The 23,862-nt window shown below is 71.1% G+C and carries 17 protein-coding genes and 1 tRNA gene; 13 read left to right on the plus strand and 5 right to left on the minus strand.

Going from position 1 to position 23,862, the window contains the following annotated elements:
* The first annotated feature begins 23 nt into the window (after positions 1 to 23).
* Positions 24 to 881 (plus strand): UbiA family prenyltransferase, encoded by an 858-nt coding sequence (locus tag LR393_RS17695; RefSeq protein ID WP_269327385.1) that lies wholly within the window; start codon positions 24 to 26, stop codon positions 879 to 881.
* A 50-nt stretch (positions 882 to 931) separates the two neighbouring features.
* Positions 932 to 2,701: a hypothetical protein gene (locus LR393_RS17700; RefSeq protein WP_231485051.1), complete on the plus strand. Its 1,770-nt coding sequence runs from the start codon at positions 932 to 934 to the stop codon at positions 2,699 to 2,701.
* A gap of 39 nt (positions 2,702 to 2,740) precedes the next feature.
* Here LR393_RS17700 and LR393_RS17705 read toward each other — a convergent pair whose 3' ends face one another.
* Both LR393_RS17705 and LR393_RS17710 read right to left on the minus strand, forming a co-directional pair.
* Positions 2,741 to 3,811, minus strand: a complete 1,071-nt coding sequence (locus LR393_RS17705) for a hypothetical protein (protein WP_231485052.1) — start codon at positions 3,809 to 3,811, stop codon at positions 2,741 to 2,743.
* A complete protein-coding gene (locus tag LR393_RS17710) occupies positions 3,808 to 4,821 on the minus strand; it encodes a sigma-70 family RNA polymerase sigma factor (RefSeq protein WP_231485053.1) in 1,014 nt (337 codons plus the stop codon). The genes LR393_RS17705 and LR393_RS17710 overlap by 4 nt, the downstream gene beginning before the upstream one ends.
* Positions 4,822 to 5,093: 272 nt before the next feature.
* Between LR393_RS17710 and LR393_RS17715 the strand changes: the two genes are divergently transcribed.
* Positions 5,094 to 5,756: a pyridoxamine 5'-phosphate oxidase family protein gene (locus LR393_RS17715; RefSeq protein ID WP_231485054.1), complete on the plus strand. Its 663-nt coding sequence runs from the start codon at positions 5,094 to 5,096 to the stop codon at positions 5,754 to 5,756.
* Between the two features lie 228 nt (positions 5,757 to 5,984).
* Positions 5,985 to 7,160: a sensor domain-containing phosphodiesterase gene (locus tag LR393_RS36500; RefSeq protein WP_231485055.1), complete on the plus strand. Its 1,176-nt coding sequence runs from the start codon at positions 5,985 to 5,987 to the stop codon at positions 7,158 to 7,160.
* 46 nt (positions 7,161 to 7,206) lie between these two features.
* Here LR393_RS36500 and LR393_RS17725 read toward each other — a convergent pair whose 3' ends face one another.
* Complete coding sequence (locus tag LR393_RS17725) at positions 7,207 to 8,358, minus strand: GGDEF domain-containing protein (protein WP_231485056.1); 1,152 nt, start codon at positions 8,356 to 8,358, stop codon at positions 7,207 to 7,209.
* Between the two features lie 320 nt (positions 8,359 to 8,678).
* Positions 8,679 to 8,754, minus strand: a tRNA-Arg gene (locus LR393_RS17730).
* 946 nt (positions 8,755 to 9,700) lie between these two features.
* Here LR393_RS17730 and LR393_RS17735 point away from each other — a divergent pair.
* From LR393_RS17735 to cobC, 9 genes are all read left to right on the plus strand, one after another.
* Entirely contained in the window at positions 9,701 to 12,010 is a 2,310-nt protein-coding gene (locus LR393_RS17735; protein ID WP_231485057.1) for a dynamin family protein, read from the plus strand.
* Positions 12,011 to 12,135: 125 nt separating this feature from the next.
* A complete protein-coding gene (locus LR393_RS17740; protein ID WP_231485067.1) occupies positions 12,136 to 14,016 on the plus strand; it encodes a GTP-binding protein in 1,881 nt (626 codons plus the stop codon).
* Positions 14,017 to 14,267: 251 nt separating this feature from the next.
* Positions 14,268 to 14,882, plus strand: coding sequence for a single-stranded DNA-binding protein (locus LR393_RS17745; RefSeq protein WP_231485058.1), 615 nt, complete (start codon positions 14,268 to 14,270; stop codon positions 14,880 to 14,882).
* Between the two features lie 56 nt (positions 14,883 to 14,938).
* Positions 14,939 to 15,937, plus strand: a complete 999-nt coding sequence (locus LR393_RS17750) for a cobalamin biosynthesis protein (protein ID WP_231485059.1) — start codon at positions 14,939 to 14,941, stop codon at positions 15,935 to 15,937.
* A gap of 35 nt (positions 15,938 to 15,972) precedes the next feature.
* The gene (locus tag LR393_RS17755; protein WP_269327445.1) at positions 15,973 to 17,478 is read left to right on the plus strand and encodes a cobyric acid synthase; all 1,506 of its coding nucleotides are present in this window, start codon (positions 15,973 to 15,975) and stop codon (positions 17,476 to 17,478) included.
* A gap of 298 nt (positions 17,479 to 17,776) precedes the next feature.
* A complete protein-coding gene (locus LR393_RS17760) occupies positions 17,777 to 19,903 on the plus strand; it encodes a magnesium chelatase subunit D family protein (protein WP_269327446.1) in 2,127 nt (708 codons plus the stop codon).
* Positions 19,903 to 20,517, plus strand: a complete 615-nt coding sequence (gene cobO, locus LR393_RS17765) for a cob(I)yrinic acid a,c-diamide adenosyltransferase (RefSeq protein WP_231485062.1) — start codon at positions 19,903 to 19,905, stop codon at positions 20,515 to 20,517. The genes LR393_RS17760 and cobO overlap by 1 nt, the downstream gene beginning before the upstream one ends.
* A 7-nt stretch (positions 20,518 to 20,524) precedes the next feature.
* Positions 20,525 to 21,973 carry a cobyrinate a,c-diamide synthase gene (locus tag LR393_RS17770; RefSeq protein ID WP_231485063.1) on the plus strand — a complete coding sequence of 483 codons (1,449 nt, stop codon included), beginning with the start codon at positions 20,525 to 20,527 and terminating at the stop codon, positions 21,971 to 21,973.
* A complete protein-coding gene (cobC, locus tag LR393_RS17775) occupies positions 21,973 to 23,607 on the plus strand; it encodes an Rv2231c family pyridoxal phosphate-dependent protein CobC (protein ID WP_231485064.1) in 1,635 nt (544 codons plus the stop codon). The genes LR393_RS17770 and cobC overlap by 1 nt, the downstream gene beginning before the upstream one ends.
* 42 nt (positions 23,608 to 23,649) lie before the next feature.
* Here cobC and LR393_RS17780 read toward each other — a convergent pair.
* Positions 23,650 to 23,862, minus strand: a 213-nt coding sequence (locus LR393_RS17780; protein WP_231485065.1) for a hypothetical protein, incomplete at its 5' end; no start/stop codon positions are given.

The raw sequence follows: 23,862 nt of genomic DNA on the forward strand, positions 1-23,862 counted from the left end.
GGGCCCGGGTGTCTGGAGGAGCGATGCGAACGTGGGGACGCGGGTCACGGGGGCTGCTTGCGGCTTGCCATCCGTTGCCGTCCGCGGCCGTCACGGTATTCGCCACCGCCTATGCACTCGCCGTTCAGAACGGTCTTTCGGTGGAGGGTTGGGGGCGGGCCGGTTCGGTCGGGGCGGCGATCCTCGCCGGGCAGCTGTGCGTGGGCTGGTCCAACGACGCGTTCGACGCCTCGCGTGACCAGGTCGCGCAGCGGGCCGACAAGCCGATCAGCGCCGGATTGATCGACGCGAGAGTGGTTGCCGCGAGCGCCGGTTGCGCGGCCGCGGCCGCCGTTCTGCTCTCCTGGAGGCTTGGGGACGACGCCGGTCTGTACCACCTGATCGCCGTCCTCAGTGCGGTCGGTTACAACGCCGGTCTGAAAAGTACGCCGATCAGCCCGCTTCCGTACCTGGTGTCGTTCGGTCTGCTCCCGGCCATCGCCTCGCTGGCCGTCCTCGGGGGGTGGCCACCCGCGTCCACCATTGGTGCCGCCGCCCTGCTCGGAGCCGGAGCGCATTTCGCGAACACGGTGGGCGACACCGAGGCGGACGCGCTGACGGGGGTGCGCGGACTGCCCCAGCGGATCGGGCCCACCCGCTCGCTGAGCGTGATGGCGGTGCTGATCGCGCTGGCGGCGGCGTGCCTGCTGGCCGGGGTGCTCGGGTCGGACGGTATCGGGCTGCTGCGGAAGGTTTTCGCGGTCCTGCTCCTGCTGGCGGGGGTGGCTCTCGGGATCACCGGGGCGCTCGGGCGTATCGGGACGAGCGGTGGGCGGGCGGCGTTCCGGCTGACGCTGATCGCCGTTGCGCTGGTGGTGGCCGGGTTCCTCGTGACGGCCTGATCTTCAGATGACCCCTGGTTCTGCCGATCGGTGAGAAAGGGGGATGCAGCGTGGGGGTTCAGACAATCACCGGTCCCAGGCGGGCCGAGGAACTGGCCGAGGAGCTCAACCGGCCCGGACGGCTGCGACCCACGGTCGTGGTCACGATGGCGCGGGGAGCGCAGCGGCCTTACATTGACGCCGGGCGGCTGGCCACCGAGCTGGACGGGCTGGCCGACGTCTACCTGATCTGCGAGCCGGCGGCCTCCTGGGCGTTCTCCCGGGGCATGCCCGAGATGACCCAGGTGTACGGCGGCGCCGGCCGGGTCTACCCGACCGGGCTGGAGTGGGTGCGGGACCTGCGCCGGTCGCGGTTGCGGTTCGCCTACTCCGAGGCCGAGGGGACGGCCACCACCGAGCGATTGCTGGGCGACGGGCTGAGGGCCGCCGACGCGGCCGGCCTGCTGACGGTTCGTGCGGCGGTGCCGGACCGGGGTCCGGCGACGGAGGTGAAGGGAACCGTCGGCGGTTGCCCGAACCCGTCCCAGGCCATGGTCATGCTGGAGGACGGCGGGTACGCGACGATCCAGGTCGGGCTGCTGTGCCCCGGGGTGGCGTCGGACCGATTGTTCGAGCGGGGCATGGAGGTGCACGGGGTCCACGACGAGCGGTCCCGGCGGTTGGACGTCTCCGGGATGCGGACGTCGCCCGGGGAGCGGATGGCCGAGGTTGTCGACGGGGAGGTACTTCTCGGCCGGGTCGAGTCGGTGGGTGAGTCGGCGTGCGAGATCGCTCTGCTGCCCGGTTTCCCGAGCTTCCTCTCCCGGGCCCGGGTGACGGGTGACCTGACCGACGACCTGCGGGACCTGATGTCGGTGGGCGAGGTGGTGCCGGTGCGGGTCGGCGCCGGGGGCACCTCACTGAGCATGGTGGACGTCGATGATGACGTTCCGGTGCGGTCCCTCGCGGTGCTGCCGGGCGGGCCTGGATGGCTCGCGCCGGTGGAACCGCCGGCCGCCTCCGGCTCCGGTCGTTCGGAGACTCCGGATCTGTCGGGGCCGGCCACGGTGCCGTTGCCCGCCCCCGTTCCGAATGTGCGGGCGCCCGGCCCCAGTTACCTCCTTCCCCGGCCGACTCCCTCGACGCTGGCCGGCCGGGCCGTGCAGGTGCTGGAACGCCCGGTGAGGAAGACCGCTCTGCGCAGCGCGCTGCTGGCGGTGGAGGAGGAACGGTCGGCCAAGCGCCTGGCCCTGGTCGAGAAGGCCCGGCTGGAGGAGGAACTGCGCTCTTCGACCCTGGAGATGCAGCACCTGGAGGCCGAACTGGCGCGCCGGATCGGTCTGCTGGACGCCCGGGACCGCGAGCTGGAACGCCTGCGACGTCGCAACCGTAAGGGCGCTCAGCGCGATCACCGCGAGATGCTCTCGTCGGAAGACCTTTTCGCTGATGCTGAAGACCGTTTCCGGTTCGACGTGACGGTGTGCTGGGCCCGGCGGATCCCGGCGGGGGAGAAGACAGGACGTCCGCTGTCGGCCTATCGTCTCGGCCCGCGGTTCCTGGCTTCGATCGAGGGGACGCCCGGTGTCGACCGGGCCAAGGTCGTGGACGTCGCGATGGAGGTGCTCACGGGGCTGGCGGGGACGTCGGCCGGCCGGCAGATGCACGCTCTACGCACCGGGCTCGGAGGCAACGACCAGCCGGTGCGGCGGGACGACGGGGCCACCTGCTTCCGGGTGGCCCTGCAACGGAACACCCCGCAGGCCCGCCGGCTGCACTTCTGGAAATGGGCGGAGGAGATCGAGTTCTCGCGGGTGGTGCTGCACGACGACTACGAGCCCTGAACCGGGCCCATGGTTCGATCTCATCGAAACCGGACAGGGTCAGGGTGGCTCGAGGCGATCTAGCGCTGACTGCGCCCGCTCCAGCGCCTTACCGGCGTCTTTCAGTCGCCGCTCCTGACGATTCACATCGCGCTCGGCATGGGACGTGCGGCGATCACCTGCGTCGAGCTGTCGTCTCACGGCCACCACCTCGGCCTGTAGCTCTTCGAGTCTGGTCTGGAGGGTGCTCTGCTCCGACGTCGCGTCGGTGAGTTCCTGTTCCTTCTGCCGCAGCTCCGCCTCGGCCTCGGCGACCTCGGACCGGGTGGTCGAGACCAGTTCCTCGGCCCGGGTGCGGCGGGCGGTCTGTTGCTCGGTCTTCTGGTCGGCCTGCTGGTCCGCCTCCCTGTCTGCCGGCCGTTCGGCTCGGCTCCGGGGCTCCTTCCGGACGGCTGGGTCACGGAGTTTCGTGTCGCTCCGCCTCATGCCGCCGGATCGACCGGCAGTCTCCTTCGTGCCGTCGGTGTCGGTGTCGGTGTCGGTGTTGCTGTCGGTGTCCCGGGCCCGGTACGGAAGCACCACGCTGAGCGGGGTGGCCGTGGCCTCGGTGATGTCGACCTCGCCGAAGCCCGCGTACGTGAGTGCGCGGGTGAGGCGGCCGGACATCACGGCCCGGGAGGCCTGCTCGTCGGCCACCGCGGCGCTGAGGGTGTTTTCCAGTTCCCGGCGCACGGCCGCGCTGACCGTCTGCCCGGCGTTGTCGGCCACCCGGTCGGCGTGACGGACCAGCGCGGCGATGAGCTGGTGCCGTTTCTTCGACAGCTCACGCATGCGGGGTGCGTCGAGCGCGGCCTGGGCCTCCCGCAGTTCCTGGCCCAGGTGCTCGAGGCGATCGATGTCGTCACCGGAGCCCCGTCCGTCCCGTCCCTGCTGTCCGCCCCGTTCACCTCGGGCCAGCTGATTGACCAGCCAGGCCGAGGTGGTGGGCCGGCGCAGTCCACCGATCGCCTTCGCGGTGACCGTGTCACCGTTCGTGCGGGCGGCGGCGGCCAGACGCGTGCGCTCGGCGGTGAACAGGCCCGGCTCGACCGCGTAGAGCTCGTCCGTGGCCTCCTCGAGAGGGAGGCTCACCCCAGACGGTCCGGCAGGCCGAAGTACGGGAACAGGGCGGGCGTGTCCAGGAAGAAGGTCATGTCGGTGATGCGGCCATCGACGACCTGCAGCACCTGCAGGCTCCACGGTTTCCAGCCGCCGTCGGGGGCGACGCGGTACTGGGCGAACGCGGGCATCCCGTTGGCCGAGGTGACCACGAGCCGGGAGCCCCGGCACTCGTAACCGGGCCCGGTCATCCAGGCGATGATCTCTTGCGGGCCGCTCAGCCACAGGTTCAGCGGCGGCATCGACATGGTCGCGTCTTCGTGCAGCAGGGCCACCAGGCCCTCCATGTCGTAGTTCTCGAAGACCTGGAGATACCGCTGGAGCAGATCGGCGGCTTCACCGTCGGTGGTGCCGGCCGTCGCCTTCGCGAGCGCTTCTTCCGGGGTGGTGCCGTCGGTGGCGAGCGTCGCGCGGGCCCGTTGCAGGGCGCTGTTCACCGAGGCGACGGACGTGTCGAGCAACTCGGCCACCTCGGCGGCCCGCCACTGCAGCACCTCGCGCAGGATCAGCACCACCCGCTGCCGCGGCGGCAGGTTCTGCAGCAGGGCGATGAAGGCCAGTTGCACGGTCTCGCGTTGCACCGCGGCCTCGGCCGGGTCGGCGGTGCCTGTGAGTATCCGGCCGTCCGGGATCGGCTGGATCCAGGTGGCCTCGCCGAGCGGCTCACCGATCACCACCTCGGCCGTCTTCTGGGAAGGGCCCAGATCCATCGGGAGAGCGCGGCGCTCGCGGCTCTTCAGCATGTCGAGGCAGACGTTGGTGGTGATGCGGTACATCCACGAGCGCAGGGCGGAACGACCTTCGAAACGGTCGAGCCCGCGCCAGCCCCGGATCATGGCCTCCTGCACGGCGTCTTCGGACTCGAAGCCCGATCCGAGCATGCGGTAGGCATAGGCCGTGAGCTCGGTGCGGAACTGTTCCAGCTCGTGTGCCTGGGGCCCCTCGATCTCGAGAGCGTCCTTAGCGGTCCTGACCTCGCTCATGCCGGCGTTCCCCTCCCAGACAACGGCCACGTCGTCGATCTGCCCGCAAGCGTAGGGGCGGCCACCGACAAACTTCCGGTCTTCGCCCCGGCCACCGGAAGCCGCGCGTCTCCTCGTCCATAATTCAGGGGGAACCACCCACCCGACCGGTACCGCCCCGCAGACGAAACCCCATTGTCAGTCGCGCTCTTTACCGGGCAGGGTTTCCGGGAGGGGCACGGGTGCCCGGCCGGCCCGGCGGTCCGTTCCCGGGGGATCACGGGAGGTAACACATGCAGACGGAGTCTCCGGCCGAGCCGGCGGGTATGACCGAGGTGACCAGCGTCGAGGCGCTGCGCGAGGTGGTCGGCACGCCGATCCAGCGGGTGGCGGACAAGGTGATGACCCGTCTGGAACAGCCGCACCGGGAGTGGCTGGCCGCGTCCCCGTTCCTTCTGCTGGCGACGTCCGCGGCCGACGGGTCGTGCGACGTCTCGCCGAAGGGCGACCCGGCCGGCTTCGTCCAGGTCCTCGACGACACCACCATCGTCATGCCCGAACGAGCGGGAAACCGCCGCGTCGACGGCTACCTGAATATCCTGAGCAACCCTCAGGCCGGACTGCTGTTCATGATCCCCGGCCGGACGGACACGCTCCGGATCAACGGGCGGGCACGAATCGTCAGTGACGCGCCTTTCTTCGACCGGATGGTGGTCAAGGGGCACCGCCCGGTGCTGGCTCTGGTGCTGTCCGTCGAAGAGGTGTTCTTCCACTGTGCCAAGGCGTTCATGCGCTCCGAACTCTGGAACCAGGAGACGTGGGACCCCGATCACGTGCCGTCACGCGCGAAGATCGCCCACCGGATGGAACGGCAGGACCAGACGCTGGCCGAGGTCGAGTCCTACTACTCGTCCGCGAGTTACGCGAAGGGTCTGTATCCGGTGGACCAGGAGTGACCTCAGTTGGTCCTACCCTGTGGCAAGTGGTATAAATCACACTTGTTGCCGGTGGGGTAAATAGCTCTATGTGGCAGGATTCAGCACGAAATCCTGTCACGGGTCCGGCGCGCAATCCGATGGACCGGGGGCCGCTGAAAAGCTTTGCCTCGGTCGGTCACGTTTGCTCCCGTAAAATCAAGCTGGGTCGACGATCAGCGCGCCGAAGTGCCGGGATGGGGCAAATCTGTGGAGAGCACTGAGACGGCATCCGCGCCGTCCTTTCCGCGACCACGTGTTTCGGGTGAGGGTCTGGAGATCAGGCGGCTGCTCCGGCTGGCCCGCGTGCACCTGGGCATGGAGTTCGCCGCCGTGATCGAGGTCCTCGATGAGCACGTGGCTCTGCGGGCCGTCGACTGCGGTCAGACGACACTGAATTTTCTGCTCGACCACCGCACACCCATCGAGGGCACATACACCCAGCACATCCTCGCGGGCACGCTCCCGACTCATCTGGCCGACACCCACTGGCATCCGGTCAGTCGCGACCTGCCCACCACCCGGATCCACGGGGTCGGTTCCTACGCGGCCATCCCCATCGGCAGCCGGGCGCTGCTGGTCTGTGCCAGCGGTGTGAGCAAGCCGGGGCTGGACGAGCGCGCCACGCAGTTCCTCGGTCTGCTCGCAGAGGTGATGGGCGAGCAGTTGCGCCGCGCCCAGATCGGCGAGTCCGGGCGCATTCACGAGGCACTCGACGGCAGCCGGTTCCGCATGGTGTACCAGCCGATCGTCGACCTGATGAACGGTGGCGTCGTCGGCTACGAGGCGCTCGCCCGGTTCGATGACCCCGGATTCCCTACTCCCGCACATGCTTTCGAGGCAGCGATGCGGGCCGGGGTGGGGGTTCAGCTGGAGCTGCTGACCATGCGGTCGGCCTTGCTGCAACTGCCCGCGGTTCCCGGTGGCGGCCGTCTGAACGTCAACCTGTCCGCCGAGGCCCTGATGACGCCGAGCGTCGTCGACGTCTTGCTGCGCCACGCCCATTACCCGCTCAGCGTGGAGATCACCGAGCACACCCAGGTGCGGGACTACGCTCTGCTTGCCCAGCCGCTCGGCGTGCTGCGGAAGGCCGGGGTGGAGATCGTCGTCGACGATGCCGGGGCGGGCTTCGCCAACTTCGTCCATCTGCTGAAGTTGCGGCCCTCGGTGATCAAGCTCGACATCGAGATCGTCCGTGGTGTCGACCTGGACCCGATGCGGCTCGCTCTCACCCGCAGCCTCGTCGGTTTCGCCGAGGAGGCGAAGGTGTCGCTGGTGGCGGAGGGCATCGAGACCGACGGTGAACTACAGACCCTGCGTGCGCTGGGCGTGGGGTTCGGCCAGGGATTCATCGTCGGGCGGCCCGCGGATCTTCCGGCTGCCTGAGGACGCCGTTGTCGGCGGTCGTCCTCGGGTCGCCTCAGTCGTCGGTCTAGTTGTCGACGAGGGACGTCGACAGCACGGCGGTCCGGCTCGCCCGGCGCTTCGCCTCGTACTGGGCCTGGTCGGCGGCGCGGAACAGGTCGGTCGCGGTCAGGTGCGGCCAGGCCTGCGTGGTGCTGGCCACGCCGCAGGACACCCCGGCCCCCGCCAGCAGGTTCGCGGCCGAGGCGCAGAGCGCGTCGGCACACGACAGCACCGCCTCGACCGAGTGGTTCGGCACCAGGACGACGAACTCGTCCCCGCCGACCCGGGCGGTCATGCTGCCGATCAGCGGGGAGAAATGCTGCACCATGAGCCGGGCCACGGAGGTCAGCAACTGGTCGCCGGCAGCGTGGCCGGCGGTGTCGTTGACCCTCTTCAGACCGTTCACGTCGACCGCGACCGCCGAGACCCGGCGGGCCGGGGTGTCGGTACCGGACCGGTTGCGTCCACGGGGGTCGGGCAGCTGGCCCAGGTCGGTCAGGTGGCCGGGGCCTTCGGTGCGCAGCGACCGCCGGTGCTGGAGCGCCACCTCGGCGGCGTCGTCGAGGGCACGGCGGTTGGCCAGGCCGGTCAGGGGGTCGTGGAAGGCGAGTTGTTCGAGGGCCTCGAAATGGATCGCCCGGGACAGGGCTCCCGCGAGGATCGCGCACAGGGCCTCGGTGTAGGCCAGGTCGAGTGCCGAGAAATGGGTGAGCGGCGTGCCCCGCGTGGCGTAGAACTCGCCCCACAGCTGGCCGTCGACGATGAGCGGCGCGGCCAGTGCGGTGCGCTTGCCCAGTCGCTGCAGCAGAGCCACCTCCGTCGGGTCGCTCAGCGGGTCGTCCACGTCGGTGACCCAGACCTTGAGGTCGGAGAGCACCGCGCGGGCCTGGGGATAGTCGTCGAAGTGATAGGTCTCCTCGGCGGGCCAGCGTTCCTCGTCCGGAGCCAGGTCGCCGACGTTGATCAGGGTCTCCAGCGTGCTGGTGCCCGGCTGCAGGCGGCTGATCGAGATGCTGCTGGCGCCGAGAGCGGCCAGAGCCGACTCGCTGGCCAGTTCCAGCATCTGTTTCAGGCGGATGGACAGACCGAGAGCGCGCGCGACCGTGGCGAGGCTCTGGATCCTCGCTGTCGCCGCCTCGTCGGACCTGGTAGTTGCTTCGTCGGATCGTGATGGCACGGTTGTCCGTCGGGAGTCGGTCAGGGCATTTCGCCCCGAGTTCGGCACAGGAGGAGATGATGTCATCGTTCGGTGGCCGTTGACCTTGAGTCGCCGATCAGCAACCCAGATCGCTCGAAGTCGGGCACAATGCCGCACGTCGGGAGTTGTCGCACACGGCCCGATGACGCCCGGTCCGACCAGGGCGTTGCAAATTGCGCACGAACGATTGCGGAACGTGCCCGATCGGCTGGATTCGCTACGTGCCCCGTTCAGGGGGCTGGAGGTTAGGGAGTGGCCCGGGAGCTGACGTGAAGCCACACTCCCGGGGCGGGTGGTGCTGGTGCGCCCGGCAGGATTTGAACCTGCGACCGACAGATTAGAAGTCTGTTGCTCTATCCGCTGAGCTACGAGCGCGGGTGGGGGCTCGCTACCGATGGCGCCGCTGTCCGCAACGCCTCGTTCGCTGACCCCCGAACGCGATGATACCGGCGCGTCGGGTCTGATGAAGGGAATATGGAATGTCCGCGTCGACGGGCAACGGGTAAAAGGTGCGAACCGTACTTTTGGCTGGTCGATGCGTTGTGGGAGATTGGCCTGCATATTCATGAAGCGGTGACGAAGAGTGCGTGAATGAATGCAAAGAGTTTATCCGCGCGTTCATTCTCGTTGAATCACCGTGACCTGGATCTCGCCATGCACCCATTCGAAGGTATCGGCGTGGGTTGGCGGTGTTCAGGGCGGTGAAGCAGTAAACATAGGTGCGGAGACCGGGTCGTTGTGGCCCTTCCTCGCGCATTGAACAATTAGTAATCTTTGGTCGACGGAACGTATTGAATTCGCTCGTCCGTACGGCGACGTGGCGGAGGATGACAGGGAGGTGGACGGCGCTGTGAGCCCGGCAGGAGATGGCCGCCGCACGAAGGACGACGGTGCCGACGGTGTCGGGGGACGGCCCGCCGCCACCGGGTCGATTCCGGTCGCCCCCATGGGGATGCCCGGCGAGGCAGGCCCGTTGCCTCGTGGCGCAAGAACTTTCGCTCCTACTGGATTTCCGGGTGGCGCTGTGTGGCCTCGTGTTTCTGAAGCAGGTGTTCCTGACCAGGATGGTGTCGTGACCGATTCCGGATCGACCGCCCCGGCCCCGGAAGGTGTCCCGGCCGAGGGAGCACCGGATTCCCCGGCCGGCCCACCGGCTCGTGTCGCAGCACCTCCGGTCCCGATGGGAACGTTCGCGTCGGCCGGCCGCAGTGGCCGTTCCGAAGACGTTGCGCCTGCTCTGCCCCCGGTCATGTCCCGGGTTCCGGCAGCGGCCGCGCCGGGGGGCCCGTCCCCGGAAACCCGTACCGGAACCGTTGCTCCCGTGGCCGCCGTCCCGGCTGACCCGGCAGCCCCGGTCCCGCCCGTCGCGGACGCCGAGACCGAGCCGGTGACGGGCATCTGGTTCGCCCCGGCCATCGGCCGCCGCCACGGCGACCCGGCCGAGCCCGGGAGCTACCCCACCGACGGGCCTGAGCCGTTCGCCGGATCCGAGGCGTCCGGCGCCGGTGGTCCGGGCACGCTTGCTCCCGGAGCGCCCCGCGGGGATGCTCCCGCGGTGGCGGCCCCGATGGTCTCCGCTCCCGTGGTGCCTGCCGCCGCCGGTTCCTCCTCTGCCGCGCAACGTTCCGCCGATTCCCGGGGGGACGGGGCGGCTTCTGCCGCGGTGGCCTCGGCCGATTCCGGCCGGGCCCCGAGGTCTGCCGGTGCGTCGTCGGGAAGTGTGCGCGTGGGAGCCTCCGGCGCCGGATCCGGCAAGGTTCCCGGGGGAGCCGGCCGGGGCGCGGCCGGGCGTGGATCGGGTGGCGACAAGGGAAACGGCCCGGGTGCTGGTAATTCCCCGCTGCCCAAGCGGCTGGCCGCGGTCGAGCGGCTCCGCACCCAGGTGGCCACGCTGTCGCTGACGCTCGATGTGGAGGGCGCCGCCGCGGTCCGGAAGGAACGCGAGGACCTCCTCAGCCAGCTCGACGACTACATCCTGCCGCGACTGCAGCGCCCGGACGCCCCGGCCCTGGCCGTCATCGGCGGCTCGACCGGGGCGGGGAAATCCACCCTGACCAACTCGATCGTGGGCCGTGAGGTCACCCGTTCCGGTGTGCTGCGCCCGACGACGCGCTCGCCGGTCCTGGTGCACCACCCCATCGACTCGGGCGCGTTCCTCTCCCAGCGCATCCTGCCGCGGCTGACTCGTGTCACCTCGGAGGCCGCGGAGCCGCTTCAGCCGATCGATCCGAACGCCCCGCGCATTACCGGTCTTCGGCTCGTGCCGTACGACGGCCTGGCCCCCGGACTCGCGCTGCTGGACGCCCCGGACATCGACAGCCTGGTGGAGACCAACCGCGACCTCGCGGTACAGCTGCTCCAGGCCGCCGACCTGTGGATCTTCGTGACCACGGCGGCCCGGTACGCCGACGCCATGCCCTGGGAGATGCTCAAGCAGGCCGCCGACCGGGGTGCCGCCATCGCGGTCGTGCTCGACCGGGTGCCGCCGGAGGCACTGCAGGAGCTCCGTATCCACCTGGCCACCAAGCTGCGTGACCGGGGACTCGGCGGTGCGGCGCTGTTCACCGTGCCGGAGGCAGCCCTGGAGAACGGCTTCCTGCCGGTCGACACGGTGAAGCCGCTGCGTGACTGGCTGCGCCGGATCGCCGGCGACGACCGCTCGCGCTCGGTCGTCGTGGAGCGCACGCTGAACGGCGCGCTGCGCAGTCTCCCGGCCCGCGCCCGCACTCTGGCGAAAGCCGCTGCGGCTCAGGCGGACGGCTGGTCGCAGCTGTACGAGGAGATCGACGGCGTGATGATCCCGGCGCGCTTTGCGATGCTGGACGGGCTCGCCGACGGGTCGCTGATGAGTGGGCAGGTGCTCTCGCACTGGCAGGAGTTCATCGCCCGCGGTGACCTGGCCTCCCGCCTGGGTGGGACGACGACGAACCGGGCTCAGCGACTGGGCGCCGCACTCACTCAGCCGGACCAGGACGAGGCGTCGCTGGCCACCACGATCGGTGAGGCCGTCACCGCGTCCGTGCAGCACTCGGTGCGCACGGCCATGGAGCAGGTGCTCGCCACGTGGCGCGGGCACACCTACGGAGTGAGCCTGCTCACGGCCCGCGGGCACCAGGTGGCGCCCGCGGATCCGGAGAAGCTGCTGGCCAAGCCGGTCGGTGAGTGGCGTGAGAAGGTCACGCAGCGAACGACCGAGGCGCTGGCCAAGGCTCGCCGGGAACGGCCCGACCTGAAGGTCGACGAGCAGGCCGTGATCGACGTGGTCTTCGCCCTCGCCGTCACGCCGGACGCAGGTCACGACGCCTCCGGCAAAACCGTGGCCAAGAAGGTGCGGGTCCGGGCCGGGCTGAGGGCCGGCGCGTCGGAGACCGCCGAGTCCACTGACGTGGAAGCTCCTGCCGGTACCCCGGGATCGACGGTGGGCGCTCGCCTGGCCGTCGAGGAACTGCTGGGGGAGGACGTCCTGAGGTCGATTCTCGAGGCGGCCCGCACCGATCTGGTCATGAGGTCGGCCACCGTGATCGACGATGAGCGGCTGCGGCTGGAGCGGGTGCTGGAGAACCCTGAGGACCTCGGCCTGCGGGTCGGTGCCCTCCTGGATGCCGCATCCGCGGTGAACATCGCGGAATGAGCTCTACCCTGAAGCCACATGAATACTGACGTATGCCGCTCCCGGGCGGCAGCAGCTGCCGGGACACCCCCGAGAACGTCAGGACCGATGACTCGAAAGGACGGCGAGGCCAGGTGACCGACGTGATGGGTCGGGTTGCCGCACTGTCCGCGGCTCTCGACTACGGATCGCCCTGGCTTCCGCCGGAATCCGTGAAGAAGACGCGTGACCGGATGGAGCACGTGCGCCACCGGCTCGACCTCGGCACCGAACACACCGTGGTCGCGCTCGTCGGCGCTACCGGTGGCGGCAAGTCCAGTCTCTTCAACGCGATCGCCCGGATGGACATCGCCGCGGTCGGTGCGCGCAGGCCGCTGACCACCTCGCCGATGGCCTGCGTCTGGGGAGACCTGGGCTCGCAGACGCTGCTCGACTGGCTGCAGGTGCCGGACGAGCGCCGGATGAGCCGGGAGTCGGTGCTCGATGCCGATGACCAGGCCGCGCTCCACGGTCTCGTGCTGCTCGACCTGCCGGACCACGACTCGACCGAGGCTGTGCACCGGGTCGAGGTGGACCGTCTGGTCAGGATGGTCGATCTGATGATCTGGGTGGTCGATCCGCAGAAGTACGCCGACGACTCGCTGCACTCGGGCTATCTGCAGAAGCTCACCAGCCACGACGGCGTGATGCTCGTGGTGCTGAACCAGGTGGACAAGCTCAGCGCCGAAGAGGTCGACACCTGCGTGACCGACCTGCGCCGCCTGCTGGACGGCGACGGGCTGGCCCGCGTCGGTATCGTGCCCGTCTCCGCGACACGGGGCGACGGGATCGACGAGCTGCGCACCCTGCTGGCCGACGTCGTGCAGGACCGGTTCGCGGTCATCGAGCGGATCGAGAGCGATCTGGACATTGCCGCCGAGGAGATCGCCGGCGGTCTGGCAGCCTCGGAACCCGGTGGGGGAAAGCCGGTCTCGCAGGACAAGCTGACCGTCGACCTGGCGGCCGCCGCCGGCGTCCCGGCTCTGCTCGACGTGCTCGGCGCCGATTACCGCCGCCGCGGCAAGGAGAAGCTCGCCTGGGCCCCGGCCGTGTGGGCCTCCCGGATCGCGGCCTCCCGGCGCAGCGGCACCGGTGCGGCGGAGACCCAGCTGCGCGCCGAGACGGCTTCGCTGAAGGCACTCGCATCGCCCGCCCAGCGCCCGGCTGTCCGGATCGCCGTCGACGCCATGCTCGCCGACAACTCCGGCTCCCTGCCCGAGCGCTGGGCCACGGAGATGAGGACCCTCGTCGCCCTGGCCGGTGACCCCGCTCTTCCCCCGGAAGACGCGGTCCTCCCCTCCGGCGCCGCCACCACGGCCACACCGGCCGGCTCGACGGGTGCCATCGCCGGAAGGGAATTGCGCGCAGCCGCCTCCCCGGGGCGAGGCCGGCACACCCCGGCCTTCGGCCTGCCTGTGGTCAACGGACGGCCCTCCTACGCAGCTAAGCCCGACCCGGACGGCCTCGCCCGGGTCCTGGACAGCCGGCTCACCGCTGTCGATCTGCGCTTCACCGTGCCGTTCTGGTGGCACGTCGTCCAGATCGGGCAGCACCTGCTCGGTGGCGTCGCGGTGGTCGGACTGCTCTGGCTGGCCCTGTACGGCCTGCTCCAGTTGTTCGGGCAGGACCTGCCCGGGACCCTCGGGTCCCTTCCGCTCGCCGTCACGGTGGGCGCCGGCGCGCTCATCGCCGGGGTGTTGCTGCGGCTGTTCTCCCGCTGGTGGCTCACCAACGGGGCCGGACGCCGCCGTGACGAGCTGCGGGGTCGGCTCCACGACACGGTCGCCGAGGTCGCTGCCGTACGGGTGGTCGCCCCGGTGCGTTCCGTCCTCGCCCGGCACCGGGAGACCCGGCAGGTGCTGCTCGGTGAGCAGTCGCCCTCGGCGGGCGAACCGGTTGCCCAGGGAGAACAGGCCCCGGGTGCGGGGCCACGGGAGACCACTCCGGCGGAGAACAGCACCGAGCCGGTGGCGGCACTCTCCAACTGAAATCCCTCGTAGGGTGCGTGCGCTCATGTCTCGATGGTGGAGCGCACGCGCCGGCCGGATCCAGCCGCACGGCGGGTCTGTGGACAACGTCCCGTTCGTGGATTCCACAGGTCCGTACGACTCGTGGTTTGTCCACAGGAGGCCGTCCGCGGCTCCCGGCCGGACGGCGTTCGAACGAGTCTGGATCCCTGATCGGGCATTCGGCCCGGCGAGCTCCGGCCATTCCGGCCGGTGGGCGAAAGGGGTCTTCAGTGAACGACATCCAGGTGGTTCTGCGAGGGAACATCGCCAGCGACCCGCGGTTCGTGCGATTCGACGACGGCAACTGTGTGACCAGTTTCCGGCTCGCCTCCACCTCCTCGTGGTTCGACCGGGAGCACAACACCTGGGTCGACCGGCGCACCACCTACGTCAGTGTGAACTGCCGGCGGGCCCTGGCCACCAGCGCTGAGCAGAGTCTCCACAAGGGGCATCCCGTGGTGATCACCGGGCGGCTCTGGGAACGTGCCTGGACGAAGGACGACCGGTCGGGACGCACCCTCGAGGTGGAGGCCGAGACGGTCGGCCACGACCTGACCTTCGGCATCTCCGCGTTCACCCGGTTCACCCGGGAACGGCACGCCGGGGAACCGGTGGGAACCCCTCGCGAGGTGCGGGGCGCCGACGAGCGGGACCCGGACACGGCGGCGGTCTACGGCGCCGTGCGGGAGATCGGTGAGCCGGTCACGGACGTCTCCGGTCTGACGGTGCTCGACGACGACACCACGGTGGCCGCGGACGGTGCCGAGCGCGAGACCGAGCGCGAGACCGAGGCCAAGCGCGAGACCGCAGGCACCGGCAAGGTTCCGGCGGGGCGGGCCCGGTGAACGGAGCCGGTGAGGTGGCGCTCGTGGGCCGGAGCCGTTGAGGCAGGATTCTGGCCATGAGTTCCGTGCAGACGACGAGCCGTGACCTCGGGGTCCGAGCCGCGGGTATCGCGATCGGGGTCCTGGCCGACGCCGTGTTCGGCGACCCCCGGCGCGGACATCCGGTGGCGGTCTTCGGCGCCTGGGCCGGGCGGCTGGAGCAGCGGCTCTACCGTCCGACGCGCGCCCGCGGAGCGCTGTACGCGGCGCTCGGGGCGGGTCTGCCCACACTTGGTGCGGCCGGGCTGGACCGGTGCTGCACCGGTCGCCCGGTCGCCCGGGCGGGGCTGACGGCGCTGGCCACCTGGACCGCGCTGGGGGGGACGAGTCTGGCCCGGGAGGGTGCGCGGATGGCCACGGCGCTGGAGAACGGGCGAACGCCGCAGGCCCGGGAACTACTGACCCACCTGTGCGCCCGGGATCCCTCCCGGCTGGAACCGCCCGAACTGGCTCGCGCCACGGTGGAGTCACTGGCGGAGAACACCTCGGACGCGGTCGTGGCGCCGCTGTTCTGGGCCGCGGTGGCCGGGCCGGCCGGCGTGATCGGGTACCGGGCGGTGAACACGCTGGACGCGATGGTGGGGTACCGGTCGGAGCGGTACGAGCAGTTCGGGTGGGCGGCGGCCCGGGTGGACGACGTGGTCAACCTGCTGCCGTCCCGGCTCACGGCCGTGCTGACGGTGGCGTCGGCACCGGTGGTCCGGGGTTCGTCGGCGCGGGCCTGGGCCGTGTGGCGGCGGGACCGGAACCGGCATCCCAGTCCGAACGCCGGCCAGTGCGAGGCCTCGGCCGCCGGAGCTCTGGGAGTGCGGCTCGGGGGAACGAATGTGTATGGGGGAGAGGTGGAATCGCGGCCGGTGATGGGTGGGGACGAACGGTTGCCGGGGATCGCCGATGTCCGGCGGGCGGTGCGGCTGGGGCAGTGCGTCGGTGCGCTGGCCGCCGTGGTGTGTGCAGGAGCGGTCGTCGTCGCGGCGGCCGTCGCGGGCAGGGGTCAGAAGGGTGGAGCAGCGTGACGGTGGAGTCGAACAGTTCCCTGCGCGGGGCCCTGATGGTGGCCGGCACCACGTCGGACGCCGGTAAGAGCGTGATGGTGGCCGGGCTCTGCCGGTGGCTGTCGCGGCAGGGGGTGAGTGTGGCGCCCTTCAAGGCCCAGAACATGTCGCTGAACTCGTTCGTCACCCGGGACGGCGCGGAGATCGGCCGGGCCCAGGCGATGCAGGCGCGCGCGGCCCGCGTCGAGCCCGAGGCGGCGATGAACCCGGTTCTGCTGAAGCCGGGTACGGATCGCACCTCGCAGGTCGTGCTGATGGGCCGGCCGTTCGCCGAGGCCGGGGCGATGGACTACGGCGACCTGACACCCCGGCTGCTGCCGGTGGTGCTGGAGGCCCTGGCCGACCTGCGGTCCCGGTTCGACGTGGTGATCTGCGAGGGCGCGGGCAGTCCCGCCGAGATCAACCTGCGGCACCGGGACATCACCAATCTCGGGCTGGCCCGGCCGGCCGGGCTCCCCGTGCTGGTCGTCGGCGACATCGACCGGGGCGGTGTGTTCGCGGCGCTGCACGGCACCCTGGCGCTGCTCGACGCGGACGATCAGAAACACATCAGCGGGTTCGTGATCAACAAGTTCCGGGGAGACCCGGCCCTGCTGGACTCCGGGCTCGGCATGATCCGGAAGATCACCGGTCGCCCGGTGCTGGGGGTACTGCCGTACCTGACCGGTCTCTGGCTCGACGTGGAGGACTCCCTCGACCTGGAGAAGGACCGGGGCCCGATGCGTCCGCCCCTGGGCAGCGACGTGATCCGGGTGTCCGTGCCCCGCCTGCCCCGGCTGTCCAACATCACGGACATCGACGCGCTCGCAGCCGAGCCCGGGGTCGTGGTGCGCCTGGTCCACCACGGGGCCGAGATCGCCGGGTCCGACCTGGTGGTGCTGCCCGGTACCCGTGCCACCGTGAACGACCTGGCCTGGCTGCGGTCGACGGGCCTGGCCGACGCGATCGTGGCGCACGCCTCCGCGGGGCTGCCGGTGCTCGGGATCTGCGGCGGCCACCAGATGCTCGGGCGGCTGGTCAGTGATGAGGTCGAGTCACGGCAGGGAACCGTGGCCGGGCTGGGATTGTTGCCGACCCGCACCGAGTTCGGCGCGCAGAAGGTGCTGGCCCGGCCGGCCGGCGAGGCCCTCGGGCAGCCCGTGCACGGGTATGAGATCCACCACGGCGTCGTCACCCTCGATCCGGAGGCCCCGGAGAGCGACCGGAACGGGGCCGAGGAATTCCTCGACGGATGGCGATCGGGCCCGGTCCGGGGCACGACGTGGCACGGCGCGCTGGAGAACGACGGGTTCCGGCGGGCCTACCTGACCGAGGTCGCGGGCCTGTCCGGGCGTGACGGCTTCGTGGTGGCTCCGGACACGTCGTTCGAGGCGCTGCGCGAGGCCCGGCTGGACTCGCTGGCCGACATGGTGGCCGACCACCTGGACGTCAAGGCGGTGGAACACCTGATCAACGAGGGGGTGCCGGCCGGGCTGCCGTTCGTCCCGCCGGGGCGTCCATGATCACGGGGCTGGTGCCTGAGGTAACTCCGAGTGGGGGATCGGGCCGTCACCCGAATGTGGCAGTATCCGAGGCGACCTGCGCGGAGGAACACCGGTGCACGAGGTCGGGCCCTGATCGGCCCGGGTTCGGAGTCCGGGGCGGTCCCGCCACTGTGACCGGATCAGATCCGGGAGCCAGGTACTTCGACCAGGTCCCCGTGCCCGTCTGGGCGCGGTGTGCGCTAGCGGTGGGCGTGGAGACCCGCCGGGAGTGGAGGAAACACCGGTGCCCCCGTACCCGTTGACCGCCGTCGTCGGCATGGACGATCTCGTCCTGTCGCTCCTACTTTCCTCGGTGGCACCGGACATCGGTGGTGTCCTGGTCCGGGGGGAGAAGGGCACGGCGAAGTCGACTGCCGTGCGTGCCCTCGCCAACCTGCTGCCCTCGGTCGACGTGATCTCCGGCTGCCGTTTCGGCTGTGACCCGCACTCGCCCGACCAGGACTGTCCCGACCAGCCGCACGGCCACGAGCACCACGCCCGCCCGGCCCGGCTCGTGGAACTGCCCGTCGGTGCGACCGAGGACCGCCTGCTCGGATCGCTCGACCTGGACCGGGCACTGTCCGCCGGGGTGCGGGCCTACGAACCAGGTCTGCTGGCCGCCGCGCACCGGGGCATCCTCTACGTCGACGAGGTCAACCTGCTGCACGACCACCTGGTGGACGTGCTGCTCGACGCCGCCGCGATGGGCCGGGTGCACATCGAGCGGGAGAGCATCTCGATCACCCACGCCTCGCGGTTCGTGCTCGTCGGCACGATGAACCCGGAGGAGGGCGAGCTGCGCCCGCAGCTGCTCGACCGGTTCGGCCTGACCGTGGAGGTACGCGCGAGCCGGGACCCCGACACCCGCGCCGAGGTGGTGCGCCGGCGGCTGGCGTTCGACGCCGACCCGGAGCGTTTCGTCAAGGACTGGCAGGAGGCCGAGCGAGAACTGGCCGCCCGCATCACCTCCGCCCGCGCGCACCTGCCGGCTGTGGAACTTCCTGACGGGGTGCTACGCCAGATCGCCGCCGTCTGCGCTGCCTTCGACGTGGACGGTATGCGCGCCGACCTGGTCGTGGCCCGCACCGCCCGGGCCCACGCGGCGTGGTCCGGCCGTACCCGGGTGACCAGTGACGACGTAAGGGTGGCAGCGATGTTCGCATTGCCGCACCGTCGTCGCCGCGACCCGTTCGACGCCCCGGGCATGGACGAGAACCTGCTCGACGAGGCACTGCGCGACAACCTGCCCGACGACCCCGAACCGCCGGAGATCGATCCGGACGGTGGACCCGCGGGCGGTCCTGAAGGTGGCCCGGACGGCGGTCCGGGTGGCCAGAGTCCCACGGACGGGCAGGACAATCCTGAGGGGACGGCGGACACCGCCGGATCCGGTGCCGCGCCGCCGGATTCCGGACCGGAAGCGGCCGCCGAGGGACAGGCCCCGGCCGGACCCTCCAGCCAGGAGCAGAGCCGACCGGGTCGGAAACCGCAGGATGACCAGGACGACCAGGACCCGAACACCGAGACCCCGCGGGCCCCGGCCCCGGCGCAGGACCCGGTGTCGGCCACAGCTCCCTTCAAAGTGCGGTCGTTCAAGCTGCCCGGTCTCGGAAAAGGCGCGGCCGGAAGGCGTTCCCGGGCGCTGACGACTTCGGGGCGGACGGTAGCCACGCGTCCGCTGGACGCCGGGAGCGCGAGCCGCCAGGACGGGTCCGGCCGGGTGCACCTGCCCGCGACCCTGACAGCGGCAGCGGCCCGGCAGCATGCGCGGGGTCGTGAGCCGGGAGGTCCGGTGCTGCTGCGCCGGGACGACATCCGGCTGGGAGTCCGCGAGGGTCGCGAGGGAAACCTGATCCTGTTCTGCGTCGACGCCTCCGGTTCGATGGCGGCGAAGAAGCGGATGGCCGCGGTCAAGGGCGCCGTGCTCTCGCTGCTGCTCGACGCCTACCAGCGCCGCGACCGGGTCGGCCTGATCACGTTCCGCGGTGCGGACGCCGAGCTGGCCCTGCCTCCGACGGGTGCCGTGGAGGCCGCCCGCATGCGTCTGGATCGGCTGCCGACCGGTGGCCGGACGCCGCTCTCGGCCGGGCTGCGCCGCGCGTGGGCCGTGATCGGGAACGAGAGACTGCGCGACCCGCACCGTCGTCCACTGCTCGTGCTCGTGACCGACGGCCGCCACACCTCCGGTGAAGACCCGGCGCGCATCGCCGTCGAGTTCGCCCGGCAGGGCGTGCGCAGTGTGGTGGTCGACTGCGAGCGCGGCCCCGTGAAGCTCGGCCTGGCCGGAAAACTGGCGGCCGGCCTCGGTGGTGAGCTGGTCACCCTCGACGATCTGCGCGCGGAGTCCCTCGCCGGGATGGTCCGCAGCCAGGTGAGCGACCGCACCGAACGGAGAATTGCCTGATGCCGCAGGGGAAACCGGTCACGGTTCCGCAGGACGGCCTGACTACCCGGCAGCGGCGTAACCGCCCGCTGACCATCGTCCACACCGGCACGATGAAGGGGAAGTCCACCGCGGCCTTCGGCCTCGCCCTGCGGGGCTGGACGCAGGGCTGGTCGATCGGGGTGTTCCAGTTCGTCAAGTCGGCGAAGTGGAAGGTCGGTGAGGAGAATGCCTTCCGCGCACTCGGCCGGCTGCACGAGGAGACCGGCGAGGGCGGCGCGGTCAGCTGGCAGAAGATGGGCGAGGGCTGGTCCTGGTCGCGCAAGCCCGGCTCGGACGAGGAGCACGCCGTCTCCGCGCTGGAGGGCTGGCGGGAGATCCAGCGCCGGCTCGCGGCGCAGGAGCACGGTCTCTACGTGCTGGACGAGTTCACCTACCCGATGAAGTGGGGCTGGGTCGACGTCGCCGAGGTGGTCGAGACGCTGCGGGACCGGCCCGGCCAGCAGCACGTGATCATCACCGGCCGGGACGCGCACCCCGACCTGATCGACGCGGCGGACCTGGTCATGGAGACCACGAAGATCAAGCACCCGATGGACACGGGTCAGAAGGGTCAGCGGGGCATCGAATGGTGAGTGCCCGATGACCGCCCGGATCGTGGTCGCCGCCCCGGCGAGCGGTCACGGCAAGACCAGCGTGGCCACCGGACTGCTCGCGGCCTTCGCCGCGCGTGGTCTGGTGGTGAGCCCGCACAAGGTCGGCCCCGACTACATCGACCCCGGGTACCACGCGCTCGCGGCCGGGCGTCCCGGTCGCACGCTGGATCCCTGGCTGGTCGGTGAGGAGCGGCTCGTCCCGCTGTTCCGGCACGCGGTGGCCACGCCGGTCCCCGCCGATCTGGCGGTCATCGAGGGGGTCATGGGGCTCTACGACGGTGCTGCGGGACGCGGTGAGTTCGCCTCCACGGCGCATGTCGCCCGGGTGCTGAAGGCTCCTGTCGTCCTGGTCGTCGACAGCACCGCGATGGGCCGTTCGGTCGCGGCGCTGGTCAAGGGCTTCGCCGGGTTCGACCCGCGGATCCGGGTGGGCGGGGTGATCCTCAACCGGGTCGGCTCGGACCGGCACGAGATGATCCTGCGGCAGGCGCTGGACGAGCTCGGCATCCCGGTGCTCGGCGCGATCCGTCGTCACGACGCGCTGGCCACGCCGTCACGGCACCTCGGTCTCGTGCCGGCGGCCGAGCGGTCGGGTGAGGCAGTGGACGTGGTGCGCGGCCTGGGTGCGGTGGTCGCCGATGCGGTGGACCTGGACGCGGTGCTGGCCATCGGCCGCTCCGCCCCGGCGCTGCCCGGGAGCGACTGGAACCCGGACGACGAGGTCGCGGCGGCCCGGGCCGGTCTGCATATTCCCGGGAAGCCCTCGGCGGACGGCGATTTCCGGCCGGTCATCGCAATGGCCGGTGGCGCCGCGTTCACCTTCTCCTACGCCGAGACGGCCGAGCTGCTCACGGCCGCGGGTGCGGACGTGGTGACCGTGGACCCGCGTTCGGACGAGTCGCTGCCCCCGGGAACCACCGGACTGGTCGTCGGGGGCGGTTTTCCGGAGGTCTACGCCGAGGAACTGTCCGCCAACGAACCCCTGCGCCGGGCGGTCCGGGGCCGGGCCCGGGCCGGTGCGGCGATCGTGGCGGAGTGCGCAGGTTTGCTCTACCTGGGACGCTCTCTCGATGATCGGCAGATGTGCGGTGTGCTGGATGCGGACGCAAGGATGACCGGCCGGCTCACCCTGGGATACAGAGAGGCGACAGCGATGAGTAACTCGGTTCTCGCCGCCGCGGGGACGACTGTGCGCGGCCACGAGTTCCACCGGACCGCGTGCACCCCCGGCGCCGGCGTCACGCCCGCCTGGGAATGGGCCGCCCCGGACGGAACCCGGCACCGTGAGGGATTCGTCCAAGGCAGTGTCCACGCCTCCTACCTGCACCTGCACTGGGCCTCGATGCCGGGCGCAGCGGTCGGCCTGGCCGACGCCGCCCGGACGAGCGCCGCCCGTGAGAACGCCGCAGCAGCCCGAGGAGAGGTGAAAGCCTGATGTCGACCACCGCAGCCTCTGACACCGGCTCGACCGACGGGCGCAGCCCCGAGGAGATCCGCGACCGCTACACCGAGATCGGCCCCATCACCGGCAGCCTGCACCTGGACCTACAGGGCACTGGCGACCAGATCGTGGTCGGCATCGGCTCCCGGCGCGGTGTCGGTATCCGTGACGTCCGGATGGCGATGGGCCAGGCCCTGTCCGTGGCCGGGGTCCGGGCCCGTGACGTCGTGGCGATCGCCACCGTCGACGCCAAACAGAACGAGGAAGCGCTGCTCGAGCTGGCCGACGTGCTGGGTGTGCCGCTGAAGCTGCTGCCGGCCGACGTCCTGGCCGTCCAGCAGGTCCCGAACCCCTCGCCGGCCACCGAGCGCCTGGTGGGCGTGCCGTCCGTGGCCGAGGCCGCGGTGCTCGCCTCCGACGCCCGGCTGATCGGGGCCAAGCACACCTACCGCGGGGTGACCGTGGCGGTGGGGCGACTGTTCGCGGTGCCGAAACTGCCCAGACCGCAGGAGCAGACCGGTCCGCAGGGTGGTTTCGGGGTGTCCACCGAGGCCCGGGTGTACGACCAGTACGACGAGGCCTACATCGCCGAGGACCTCGGCCACCACGGCGACGCCGAGATCGTTCCCGGTCTGGTCGACCTCGCCGTCAACGTGCGGGGTTCGGCTCCCGACTGGCTGCAGCACCGCCTGCGGGACGGGGTCTCCGACCTGTCCTCCTACCCGGATCCGCGCGCGGCCACCGAGGCTGTCGCCGCCCGGCACGGCCGCCCGGCCGACCAGGTGCTGCTGACGGCCGGCGGCGCCGAGGCATTCGTCCTGCTGGCCCGGGCCCTGGCCCCGCACCGCGCCGTGGTGATCCACCCGCAGTTCACCGAGCCGGAGGCCGCGTTGCTGGCCGCCGGTCACGACGTGCAGCGGGTGGTCCTGGCCCCGCCGTTCCACCTCGATCCGGGTCTGGTACCCGATGACGCCGACCTGGTGATGGTCGGTAACCCGACCAACCCCACGTCGGTGCTGCACCCCGCGCAGACCCTGATCGCGCTGTCCCGGCCCGGCCGGGTGCTGGTCGTGGACGAGGCGTTCATGGACGCGGTCCCCGGCGAGTCGCAGTCGCTGGCCGGCACCCCGGAGCGGCCCGCACCGGACGTGCCCGGTCTGGTCGTCGTCCGCAGTCTCACCAAGACCTGGGGTCTCGCCGGTCTGCGGGTGGGCTATCTGCTCGGCGCGCCCGAACTGCTCCGGGCCTGCGCGGCCACCCAGGCCCTGTGGTCGGTGAACTCGCTGGCGCTGGAGGCGGCCCTGGCCGTCACCTCGCCGCAGGCCGTCGCCGAGGCCGAGGGATACGCGGTGGCACAGGCCGGCGAGCGGGAGCAACTGCTCGCGGACCTGGCCCGGGTGCCCGACATCGAGGTGCAGGGGCCGCCCTCCGCCCCGTTCGTGCTGCTGCGCGCCGGCGGCCCCGACCCGGCGGGCGTGCACCAGCGGCTGCGCTCGGCCGGATGGGCCGTGCGCCGGGCCGACACCTTCCCCGGTCTGGGCTCGGGCTGGCTACGCGTGGCCGTACGCGACCGCTCGATCTCCGGGCAGTTCGCCGAGGCCCTGGACCGGGCCGTGCACCCCGGCTGACCGACGCCGGAACTCGTTCGCCAGGAAAGATATTCACAGAGATCAGGACTGGCGCCAGGACGCATCCGGCCGGTGGCGGGCGATCTCGCGACCGGCCGGGGCGGACGCACGAGAACAGAACAGGTAGAACACGCAGGCAGGCAGCACGCAGGCAGCACGCAGGCAGGCAGCACGCAGGCAGCACGCAGGCAGGCAGCACGCAGGCAGCACGCAGGCAGCACGCAGGCGGCACCACACAGGCAGACAGAGCACGCA

This window comes from Kineosporia mesophila (assembly GCF_021129235.1).
In the GTDB taxonomy this organism is placed as follows: domain Bacteria; phylum Actinomycetota; class Actinomycetes; order Actinomycetales; family Kineosporiaceae; genus Kineosporia; species Kineosporia mesophila.